The 10877-nt window shown below is 65.2% G+C and carries 12 protein-coding genes and 1 pseudogene; 10 read left to right on the plus strand and 3 right to left on the minus strand.

The genetic code is table 11. The annotated features are described in order from the left end of the window. Positions 1 to 384 (minus strand): annotated as a pseudogene (locus tag A5686_RS16640) (S9 family peptidase); the annotation flags it as partial. A 66-nt stretch (positions 385 to 450) separates the two neighbouring features. Between A5686_RS16640 and A5686_RS16645 the strand changes: the two are divergent. The 6 genes from A5686_RS16645 (at position 451) to A5686_RS16670 (ending at position 5119) form a co-directional block, all read left to right on the plus strand. After that, positions 451 to 1974: an aldehyde dehydrogenase family protein gene (locus tag A5686_RS16645; RefSeq protein ID WP_067936411.1), complete on the plus strand. Its 1524-nt coding sequence runs from the start codon at positions 451 to 453 to the stop codon at positions 1972 to 1974. Positions 1975 to 2042: 68 nt separating this feature from the next. Next, a complete protein-coding gene (locus A5686_RS16650) occupies positions 2043 to 2525 on the plus strand; it encodes a DUF779 domain-containing protein (protein ID WP_067936433.1) in 483 nt (160 codons plus the stop codon). Beyond that, complete coding sequence (locus A5686_RS16655) at positions 2522 to 2800, plus strand: putative holin (protein ID WP_197520605.1); 279 nt, start codon at positions 2522 to 2524, stop codon at positions 2798 to 2800. Before A5686_RS16650 ends, A5686_RS16655 begins: the two co-directional genes overlap by 4 nt. Beyond that, entirely contained in the window at positions 2793 to 3383 is a 591-nt protein-coding gene (locus A5686_RS16660) for a hypothetical protein (RefSeq protein WP_067936412.1), read from the plus strand. Before A5686_RS16655 ends, A5686_RS16660 begins: the two co-directional genes overlap by 8 nt. Before the next feature lie 49 nt (positions 3384 to 3432). Then, positions 3433 to 4830: a dihydrolipoyl dehydrogenase gene (lpdA, locus tag A5686_RS16665; RefSeq protein ID WP_067936415.1), complete on the plus strand. Its 1398-nt coding sequence runs from the start codon at positions 3433 to 3435 to the stop codon at positions 4828 to 4830. 7 nt (positions 4831 to 4837) lie between these two features. Next, the gene (locus tag A5686_RS16670; protein ID WP_067936418.1) at positions 4838 to 5119 is read left to right on the plus strand and encodes a hypothetical protein; all 282 of its coding nucleotides are present in this window, start codon (positions 4838 to 4840) and stop codon (positions 5117 to 5119) included. Here A5686_RS16670 and A5686_RS16675 read toward each other — a convergent pair whose 3' ends face one another. Beyond that, a complete protein-coding gene (locus A5686_RS16675) occupies positions 5120 to 5680 on the minus strand; it encodes a carboxymuconolactone decarboxylase family protein (RefSeq protein WP_067936421.1) in 561 nt (186 codons plus the stop codon). It lies immediately after the preceding gene. Continuing rightward, on the minus strand, positions 5677 to 7101 hold the full coding sequence (gene ramB, locus A5686_RS16680; protein WP_067936424.1) for an acetate metabolism transcriptional regulator RamB: 1425 nt from the start codon (positions 7099 to 7101) through the stop codon (positions 5677 to 5679). The genes A5686_RS16675 and ramB overlap by 4 nt, the downstream gene beginning before the upstream one ends. 162 nt (positions 7102 to 7263) lie before the next feature. On the opposite strand from ramB, the gene A5686_RS16685 reads away from it, so the two are divergent. The 4 genes from A5686_RS16685 to A5686_RS27985 all read left to right on the plus strand — a co-directional run. Beyond that, positions 7264 to 8058, plus strand: a complete 795-nt coding sequence (locus A5686_RS16685; RefSeq protein ID WP_067936425.1) for an acyl-[acyl-carrier-protein] thioesterase — start codon at positions 7264 to 7266, stop codon at positions 8056 to 8058. Positions 8059 to 8320: 262 nt separating this feature from the next. Beyond that, a complete protein-coding gene (gene aceA, locus A5686_RS16690; protein WP_067936429.1) occupies positions 8321 to 9607 on the plus strand; it encodes an isocitrate lyase in 1287 nt (428 codons plus the stop codon). Positions 9608 to 9839: 232 nt separating this feature from the next. Next, positions 9840 to 10703, plus strand: a complete 864-nt coding sequence (locus tag A5686_RS16695; RefSeq protein ID WP_067936432.1) for a 3-hydroxybutyryl-CoA dehydrogenase — start codon at positions 9840 to 9842, stop codon at positions 10701 to 10703. A gap of 93 nt (positions 10704 to 10796) precedes the next feature. After that, the coding region (locus A5686_RS27985) for a class I SAM-dependent methyltransferase (protein WP_231986395.1) at positions 10797 to 10877 on the plus strand (81 nt) is incomplete at its 3' end.

The raw sequence follows: 10877 nt of genomic DNA on the forward strand, positions 1-10877 counted from the left end.
GATGACACTGGCGCCGGCCCACACCCATTTCTCGCCGTCGACCCGGCCCAATTCGTCGACGTCGATCAGGACATCCCAGTCGGGGGAGTCGGTCCGGTAACTGTCCAGCGTGGTGCGCCGCCACAACCCGCGGGGGTTGGCCGCATCACGCCAGAAGTTGTAGAGGTACTCGCCCCGGCGCACCACGTACGGGATGCGGGCGTCGGTGTCGAGCACCTCCAGCGCCTCGATGCGCATCCGTTCGAAGTTGTCGTCGCGAAAGCGCGCCAAAGTCGGCTCGTTATGCGCCCGCACCCAATCCAGCGCCTCGTCACCGGTGACGTCCTCGAGCCACAGGTACGGATCCTCGTTGTCTTCGGGGGCGGCGTGAGCTTTCGGCGTCATGGAAACCATTGTGGCTGCGGCGGTAGTGTGAGGTGAGTTACACAGCCGCACGAGGAGTGAGAGCAGATGACTGTTTTCGCACGTCCAGGTTCTGCCGGGGCATTGATGTCGTATGAATCCCGCTACGAGAACTTCATTGGCGGGCAGTGGGTCGCGCCCGCGAAGGGGCGCTACTTCGAGAACCCGACCCCGGTCACCGGCCAGACGTTTTGCGAGGTGGCGCGCTCCGATGAGACCGACGTCGACAGGGCGCTCGACGCCGCGCACGCGGCGGCACCGGCTTGGGGCAAGGCGGCCCCGGCCGAACGGGCGGCGATCCTGAACAAGATCGCTGACCGCATCGACGAGCACACCGCTGCGCTGGCGGTGGCCGAGGTGTGGGACAACGGCAAGCCGATCCGCGAGGCGTTGGCCGCCGACATTCCGTTGGCCGCCGACCACTTCCGATACTTCGCCGCGGCGTTGCGCGCGCAGGAGGGCTCGCTGTCCCAAATCGACGACGACACCGTGGCCTACCACTTCCACGAGCCGCTCGGCGTCGTCGGGCAGATCATCCCGTGGAACTTCCCGATTTTGATGGGCGCCTGGAAGCTTGCGCCCGCGCTGGCGGCCGGTAACGCGGTGGTGCTCAAACCCGCAGAGCAGACACCGGTTTCGGTGCTTTACCTGATGTCGTTGATCGGCGACCTGTTGCCCCCCGGCGTGGTCAACATCGTCAACGGATTCGGCGCCGAGGCCGGCAAGCCGCTGGCGTCCAGCAACCGGATCGCCAAGGTCGCGTTCACCGGCGAGACCACCACCGGGCGGCTGATCATGCAGTACGCCTCGCACAACCTGATCCCGGTCACCCTGGAACTCGGGGGGAAGAGCCCCAACATCTTCTTCTCCGACGTCATGGCCAAGGCCGACGATTATCAGGACAAGGCGCTGGAGGGCTTCACCATGTTCGCCCTCAACCAGGGCGAGGTGTGCACCTGCCCGTCGCGCAGCCTGGTCCAGGCCGACATCTACGACGAGTTCCTCGAGCTGGCCGCGATCCGCACCAAGGCGGTCCGCCAGGGTGATCCGCTGGACAGCGAGACCATGCTGGGTTCTCAGGCGTCCAACGACCAACTCGAAAAAGTGTTGTCCTACATCGAAATCGGTAAGGATGAGGGCGCGAAGGTGATCACCGGCGGCGAGCGCGCCGAGCTCGGCGGCGACCTGTCCGGCGGCTTCTACATGCAGCCCACCATCTTCGGCGGCAACAACAAGATGCGGATCTTCCAGGAGGAGATCTTCGGGCCGGTGGTGACGGTGACCTCGTTCGACGACTACGACGACGCCATCTCGATCGCCAACGACACCCTCTACGGCCTGGGGGCGGGTGTGTGGAGCCGCGACGGCAACACCGCCTACCGCGCAGGGCGCGACATCCAGGCCGGCCGCGTGTGGGTCAACTGCTACCACGTCTACCCGCCGCATGCGGCGTTCGGCGGCTACAAGCTGTCGGGCTTCGGGCGCGAATGCCACAAGATGGCTCTCGAGCACTATCAACAGACCAAGAACATGCTGGTGTCCTACTCCGACAAGGCGCTCGGATTCTTCTGATGGTCGCGCGCGCCGGCGACGATGCAGAGCGCAGCGATGAGGAAAAGCGGCGCCATGATGTCGCGGGGGTGGTCATCACCGCCCCGGCCGCCGAGGTGCTGAGGCGGGTGCAGGCAACCCACGGTGCGGTGATGTTCCACCAGTCCGGCGGCTGCTGCGACGGTTCGTCGCCCATGTGTTATCCGCTCGGCGACTTCGTCGTCGGTGACCGTGACGTGTTGCTCGGCGTGCTCGACGTCGGCACGGACGGTGTGCCGGTGTGGATTTCGGGTCCGCAGTACACGGCCCACTACCGCGACAAGCACACCCAATTGGTCATCGACGTGGTGCCGGGCCGCGGCGGCGGCTTCAGCCTGGAAGCACCCGACGGGGTCCGGTTTTTATCCCGCGGCCGGGCCTTGACCACCGAAGAGCGGGCGGCAGTAGCCAGCGCGGCGGTGATCACCGGGGCCGATTACGAACGTGGCGAACGCCCCCCGGCGCGAGGCCCGGTGGTGGCCGGCGCTTCCTCCGCGACATGCCAGGTAACCGCAGTACAGTCGAGAAAGTGATTCCCCTTCCGCGTCCCTGGCTGTTGGCCAGCGCCATGCTGATCGGCAGTGCCGTCGGACTTTTGGCGGGTGTCGCGAGCACCCTGGCGGTCCACGCCGGCGTCCGCCCGGGTATCGCCATCGTCTCGGTGGTCGGCATCCCCAGCGTGGTCGGGCTGACGACGATCCTGTTTTCCGGACGACGGTGGGTCACGATGCTGGGCGCTTTCCTGCTGTCGGTGGGTCCGGGCTGGTTCGGCGTCCTGGTTGCGTTGCGGGTGACCGCCGGTGGCTGACGACAAGGACGCCTCCAGCCCCGGCACCGAGGCGTTCGTGCCGGACTTCTCGGATGACGAAGGCGACCCCGAGCACACCGGCACCCAGTCATGGGTCCCCGACTTCGACGACGACACCGGCGAGCATCCCGCCGCAACCGAACCAGAGCCTGTGGGCGGAACCGCGCAGGACCGGGCGGCCACGCCCGCGACCGACGCGGGCGAGCCGGAGTCGGCCGAGCCCGTCGGCCCGGTGCAACCGGTCAATGTGCCCGGCCGGTACCTCTACCTCAAGTGGTGGAAGTTGGTCCTGGTGCTGCTCGGCGTGTGGGCCGCGGCGGCCGTGATCGGGCTCGGGCTGTTCTATTGGTGGTACCACTCGGTGGACAAGACGCCCGCGCTGTTCGTCGTCCTGGTCTACGTGGTGGTGTGCGTCGTCGGTGGGGTGATGCTGGCGATGACCCAGGGCAGGCCGCTGATCTCGGCGCTCTCGGTGGCGCTGATGTCCGGGCCGTTCGCCGCGCTGGTGGCCTCGGCGCCCCTGTACGGCTATTACCACTGCGAGCGGGTGGGGCACTGCCTCATCGGTGTCATTCCCTATTGACGCCTCGCCCGGGCGGCCACCAAGGGTCGTGGCCCACTAGGGTGGGCTCGTGACTTCTCACTATGACGTCGTCGTCCTCGGGGCCGGTCCCGGCGGATATGTCGCAGCCATTCGCGCCGCCCAGCTGGGTCTGTCCACGGCGGTCGTCGAACCGAAGTACTGGGGTGGAGTCTGCCTGAACGTCGGATGCATCCCGTCCAAGGCGCTGCTGCGCAACGCCGAACTCGCCCATATCTTCACCAAAGAGGCCAAGACGTTCGGCATCAGCGGCCAGGCGACCTTCGACTACGGGGTCGCGTTTGACCGCAGCCGCAAGGTGGCCGAGGGCCGCGTGGCCGGCGTGCACTTCCTGATGAAGAAGAACAAGATCACCGAAATCCATGGCTACGGCCGGTTCACCGATGCCAACACGATCGCCGTCGAGCTCAACGAGGGCGGCACCGAAACCGTCACCTTCGACAACGCCATCATCGCCACCGGCAGCAGCACCCGCCTGGTTCCGGGCACGTCGCTGTCGGCCAACGTGGTCACCTACGAGGAACTGATCCTGTCCCGAGAGTTGCCGGAGTCGATCATCATTGCCGGCTGCGGAGCGATCGGCATGGAGTTCGGCTATGTGCTGAAGAACTACGGCGTCGACGTCACCGTAGTCGAGTTCCTGGCGCGCGCGCTGCCCAACGAGGATTCCGAGGTCTCCAAGGAGCTCGAGAGGCAGTTCAAGAAGATGGGCGTCAAGATCCTCACCTCAACGAAGGTCGAGTCCATCTCCGACAACGGCTCGGAGGTGACCGTCATCGTCAGCAAATCCGGCAACTCGGAAGAACTCAAAGCCGCGAAGGTGTTGCAGGCCATCGGTTTTGCGCCCAACGTCACGGGCTTCGGCCTGGAGGCGGCCGGCGTTGCGCTGACCGACAGCAAGGCCATCGGGATCACCGACTACATGCGCACCAACGTCGAGCACATTTACGCCATCGGCGACGTCACCGGGAAGCTGCAGCTGGCCCACGTCGCCGAGGCCCAGGGCGTGGTGGCCGCCGAAACCATCGCCGGCGCAGAGACTCTGGCGCTCGGCGACTACCGGATGATGCCGCGCGCGACGTTCTGCCAGCCCAACGTCGCCAGCTTCGGGCTCACCGAGGAACAGGCCCGCGACGAAGGCCACGACGTGGTGGTGGCGAAGTTCCCGTTCACCGCGAACGGGAAGGCCCACGGGGTGGGCGACCCCAGCGGCTTCGTCAAGCTGATCGCCGACGCCAAATACGGTGAGCTGCTCGGCGGACACCTGGTCGGGCACGACGTCTCCGAACTTCTTCCGGAGCTGACGCTGGCCCAGAAGTGGGACCTGACCGCGACCGAGCTGGCCCGCAACGTGCACACCCACCCGACCATGTCCGAGGCGCTGCAGGAATGCTTCCACGGCCTGACCGGACACATGATCAATTTCTGAGACGGTGATGATGCGGACCGCCACCCCTCAGGCCATCGCGGCGGCCGTGGGTGGGCTGGTGACGGGTTATGTCCTGTGGTTGCTGGCCATTTCGAACGGTGACAACGCGACGGCCGGCCAGTGGGGACCACTGGTGCTGCTGGCCTCGGTGGTGCTGGGGGTCTGCGCCGCGGTATGGGGCGTCAGGCAGCGTCGGCGGGCCAAGCAGGCCTGGGCGGCGTTCGCCTTCGCGCTGCCGGTACTTCCCGTGCTACTGACGCTGGCCATCCTCGCCGACGTCTACCTGTAGCTAGTGCGGATTGTCCAGCGGAATCTCAAGCGCCGACATGGTCGCGGCAAGGCCATCGTATTGGCCTGCGAGTAAACAGAATTCGATCAGCCGCCGCCGATCGAGGTGAGTCGCCAGCTGCTGCCAGGTGTCAGCGGTGATGGTCCGGTCCATGACGAATTCGTCGGTCGCCGCCAGCAGCGCCTGCTGGCGCACGGTCAGGCGTGCCTCGACCGGGTCCAGCCGCTCGGGCCAGGCGAAGATGGCGGCCTGCAGGTCCGCGTCCAGCCCGACCTTGCGGGCTATCCGGCGGTGGTGCTGCAGCTCGTATTCGCACGCGCGCAGGTGTGCCACCCGCAGGATCACCAATTCGGTGTCGATGGCCGGAAGCTTCCCGCGCAACAGCCGGGCTCCGTAGGCCAGCCACGTCCAGAACAGCAATCGGCGCTGACCAAGGGTGGTGAACAGGTGCATCTCCGGGGCGGCCACGGTGCGCGCACCCAGCTTCGCGATCACCCAATTGATGGGTCCCAGTTCGCGAAACCGCCCCGGCGGGATGCGGCCCTCCGGCGGGCCGCTCACGGCTGGGTCACCAGATAGGGAGACACCGTGCTGCGGTGCTCGTCGAGGTCGAGTGCGCGGCCGAGCGCCGGGAAGGCGCGCTGCGGGCAGTTGTCGCGTTCGCAGACTCGGCAGCCCGCGCCGATCGGTGTGGCCACTGTTCCTGGTTCCCCCGAGACGTCGAGTCCCTCCGAGTAGACGAGCCGGTGAGCGTGGCGAAGCTCGCAGCCCAACCCGATCGCGAAGGTCTTACCCGGCTGACCATACCGGGCCGCACGACGTTCCACGGTGCGGGCCACCCACATGTAGTTGCGCCCATCGGGCATCTGCGCGATCTGCACCAGGATCTTGCCGGGATTGGCGAACGTCTCGTAGACGTTCCACAGCGGGCAGGTGCCTCCGCTGGAGGAGAAGTGAAAGCCGGTGGCGGACTGCCGCTTTGACATGTTCCCGGCCCGGTCGACTCGGACGAAGGAGAACGGCACGCCGCGCATCGACGGGCGCTGCAACGTCGAAAGCCGGTGCGCGATGGTCTCGTAGCTGATCGAGTAGAACGACGACAACCGCTCGACGTCGTAGCGAAAATTCTCCGCGACGTCGTGAAATTGGCGGTAGGGGAGCACGGTGGCCGCGGCGAAATAGTTGGCCAGCCCCAGCCGCGCCAGGGTGTGTGACTCGTCGCTGGTGAACTTGCCATCCTCGACCAGACTGTCGATGAGATCGCCGAACTCGAGATAGGCCAACTCTGCGGCCATCTTGAAAACCTGCTGGCCCAACGACAGATGGTTGCTGAATTCCAGCGTTTTGGTTTTAGGGTCGAAGCGGTGTAGCACGGTGTCGCCCAAGTCGATCCGGCGGTTGATGTGCACCCCGTGCACCTCGGTGAGGCGGCGGGTGAGCTCACGCGCCAAATCGCCGTGATGCAACCGCATCTTGATGGTCAGGTCCTCTGCGGCGGTGTCCAGCTCGTGCAGATAGTTCTGCCGTTGGTAGAAGTAGTCGCGCACTTCCTCATGCGGCATCGTGATCGACCCGCTGCCACTGCCGTCGGAGAACCGCTCCTCGGTAGCGGCCGCAAGCTGGGCCGTGGTGATCCGGTAGCGCCGGTGCAGGTTGACCACCGCGCGCGCCAACCCGGGATGCGCACTGACCATCTCGGCGACCTCGGTCGGGTCGACCTCGATGTCCAGATCACGGTCCATGGTGACTTCGCGCAACTCGGCCACCAGTCGGGTGTCGTCCTGCGAAGAGAAGAAGGTGGCGTCGACCCCGAACACCTCGGTGATACGCAGCAGCACGGCGACCGTCAGCGGGCGAACGTCGTGCTCGATCTGGTTGAGGTAGCTCGGCGAAATTCCCAGCGTCGAAGCCAGCGCGGCCTGGGAAAACCCGCGTTCGTTGCGCAGCTGGCGAACGCGGGATCCAACGAATGTCTTCGACACGTCTTCGAGGCTACCGGCCCCTGTGAAGATTTAATTCGCAGACTTGGCATCGGGTACGGTCTCGGCGGGATTAGTATTCGACCCACCTCGTTGGCATGATCCGAACGAGCCTCGGCCTTAGCCTTGGGGGCAGCCACGAAAAGGAACGGAAAGAGCGACGGCGTGAGCCTGGATAAACAAATGATGCCGGTGCCCGACGGTCACCCTGACGTTTTCGACCGTCAGTGGCCGTTGCGGGTGGGCGATATCGATCGCACGGGCCGGTTACGGCTGGACGCGGCCGCCCGCCACATTCAGGACATCGGCCAGGATCAGCTGCGCGAGATGGGCTTCGAGGAGACTCATCCCCTGTGGATCGTCCGGCGCACCATGGTCGACCTGGTCCGTCCGATCGAGTTCAACGACATGCTGCGCCTGCGCAGGTGGTGCTCGGGCACGTCGAACCGGTGGTGTGAGATGCGGGTTCGCATCGATGGCCGCAAGGGGGGCCTGATCGAGTCCGAGGCGTTTTGGATCAGCATCAACCGCGACACCCAGATGCCCTCGCGCATTGCCGACGACTTCCTGGCGGGCCTGCACAAGACGACCTCCGTCGACCGGTTGCGGTGGAAGTCCTACCTCAAGCCGGGAAGCCGCGACGACGCGACGGAGATCCACGAGTTTCCGGTCCGGGTCACCGATATCGACCTGTTCGACCACATGAACAACTCGGTGTACTGGAGCGTGGTCGAGGACTATCTGGCGTCGCACCCGGAGCTGCTGCGGGCTTCCCTGCGCATCACCATCGAACACGAGGCGCCGGTGGCGTTGGGCGACAAGCTGGAGATCATCTCGCATGTCCACCCGGCCGGATCCACCGAACAGTTCGGTCCCGAGCTGACCGACCGCACTGTTACAACGCTCACATATGCGGTCGGCGACGAGGCGAAAGCCGTTGCCTCCATCTTTGCTCGATAACAGGACAAGCGTCCCGGTTGAATTGCGCGTTGACCTGCGGCGATAGGGTTACCGACGGGTAGATTCTGAAACGGTTAAGTTTGTTAGCAAGTTAGCAAACTTCGCAAATTTGCCCCGAGCCGTTGCTTAAATTGGCAACTGAAACGGGTAGACCGCCCCCTATGAGCTGTGCCATCTTCGAGTTAGCACACCAGCGAAGTTGAGCCGCTAGCTACCGCCGGTGCAGCATCCAGCACTCAGCAAGATCGAAGGAGCACGCCCAATGTCTGTCGTTGGCACCCCCAAGAGCGCCGAACAGATCCAGAAGGACTGGGACACCAACCCGCGTTGGAAGGATGTGACCCGGACCTACACCGCCAACGACGTGGTCGCCCTGCAGGGCACCGTGGTCGAGGAGGCCACCCTGGCCCGCCGTGGCGCTGAGGTGCTGTGGGAGCAGCTGCACGACCTCGAGTACATCAACGCGCTTGGCGCCCTCACCGGCAACATGGCCGTGCAGCAAGTGCGCGCGGGCCTGAAGGCCATCTACCTGTCGGGCTGGCAGGTCGCCGGCGACGCCAACCTGTCGGGCCACACCTACCCCGACCAGAGCCTGTACCCGGCCAACTCGGTGCCGCAGGTGGTGCGCCGGATCAACAACGCGCTGCTGCGCGCCGACGAGATCGCCAAAGTCGAGGGTGATACCTCGGTCGAGAACTGGCTGGCGCCGATCGTCGCCGACGGTGAGGCCGGTTTCGGCGGTGCACTCAACGTCTACGAACTGCAGAAGGCCATGATCGCCGCCGGTGTGGCGGGATCGCACTGGGAGGACCAGCTGGCCTCGGAGAAGAAGTGCGGTCACCTGGGCGGAAAGGTGCTGATCCCGACCCAGCAGCACATCCGCACCCTGACCTCGGCACGCCTGGCTGCCGACGTGTGCGACGTTCCGACCGTGGTCATCGCCCGCACCGACGCCGAGGCCGCCACGCTGATCACCTCCGACGTCGACGAGCGCGACCAGCCGTTCATCACCGGTGAGCGCACCAAAGAAGGCTTCTACCGGGTTCGCAACGGTCTCGAGCCCTGCATCGCCAGGGCCAAGGCGTATGCGCCGTTCTCCGACCTGATCTGGATGGAGACCGGAACTCCGGATCTCGAGCTGGCCGCCAAGTTCGCCGAGGGCGTCAAGGCCGAGTTCCCGGACCAGATGCTGGCGTACAACTGCTCGCCGTCGTTCAACTGGCGCAAGCACCTTGACGACTCCACCATCGCGAAGTTCCAAAAGGAGCTTGCCGCAATGGGATTCAAGTTCCAGTTCATCACGCTGGCCGGCTTCCACGCCCTGAACTACTCGATGTTCGATCTGGCCTACGGCTACGCCCGCAACCAGATGAGCGCTTACGTCGAGCTGCAGGAGCGCGAGTTCGCCGCCGAGGAGCGCGGCTACACCGCCACAAAGCACCAGCGTGAGGTGGGCGCCGGTTACTTCGACCGCATCGCCACCACGGTGGACCCGACCTCGTCGACCACCGCGCTGACCGGCTCCACCGAGGAGGGCCAGTTCCACTGAGGACGAACGGGCTTTGGCCGCGAGGACGAAGTGGAACAGTGGGCTTGAGCCACTGAGGACGAACGGGCTTTGGCCGCGAGGACGAAGTGGAACAGTGGGCTTGAGACACTGAGGCAGTGAGCCCGCGGCGCAAGCCGCGCCCGGAGAATGAGATGAAGTAGCGTAGGCCCCGCCCAGCTAAATCTGGGCGGGGCCTATTGCGGTGCAAGACGATACAACACCGGAGAGATCAGTGAGTGACGCAACGATTCAGCGGGTAGGAGTTGTCGGGGCCGGACAGATGGGGTCCGGCATCGCCGAGGTCTCGGTGCGCGCCGATGTCGACGTGACCGTGTTCGAAACCACCGAGGCCCTCATCACGGCCGGACGCAACCGCATCGTGAAGTCACTTGAGCGCGGTGTCAGTGCCGGCAAGGTGACCGAGCGGGAACGCGACCGGGCGCTGAGCAAGCTCACCTTCACCACCGACCTGACGGACCTCGCCGACCGCCAACTGGTCATCGAGGCGATCATCGAGGACGACGCCGTCAAGGCGCAGGTCTTCGCCGAACTCGACCGGGTCATCACCGATCCCGACGCGGTTCTGGCGTCCAACACCTCGAGCATCCCGATCATGAAGATCGCCGCCGCCACCAAGAATCCGCAGCGCGTCCTCGGTCTGCACTTCTTCAACCCCGTCCCGGTGCTGCCGTTGGTCGAACTGGTCAGCACCCTGGTCACCGACGACGCCGCCGCCGCGCGCACCGAGGAATTCGCAAGCGCGGTGCTGGGCAAGCAGGTGGTGCGCTGCTCCGACCGGTCCGGCTTTGTGGTGAACGCGCTGCTGGTGCCCTACCTGCTGTCGGCAATCCGCATGGTGGAAGCCGGTTTTGCCACCGTCGAAGACGTCGACAAGGCCGTGGTGGCGGGGCTGTCGCACCCGATGGGCCCGCTGCGGCTGTCCGACCTGGTCGGTCTGGACACCCTGAAGCTGATCGCGGACAAGATGTTCGAGGAGTTCAAGGAACCGCAGTACGGCCCGCCGCCGCTGTTGCTGCGCATGGTGGAGGCCGGCCGGCTTGGAAAGAAGACCGGTCAGGGCTTTTATACTTACTGAGCAACTTCCGAAGACTCACCGGGTCCCGATGACAGCTCACTGACCGATCGGTAATATGCTCGCGTTAACCATGACGAAAGGTATGCAGCGAGCATGACGCGATTGGAGCCCTTTTACGAGGAGTCGCAGTCCATCTACGACGTCTCGGATGAATTTTTCGCGTTATTTCTGGAT

The sequence above is a fragment of the Mycobacterium sp. E2479 genome, assembly GCF_001667925.1.
GTDB lineage: Bacteria > Actinomycetota > Actinomycetes > Mycobacteriales > Mycobacteriaceae > Mycobacterium.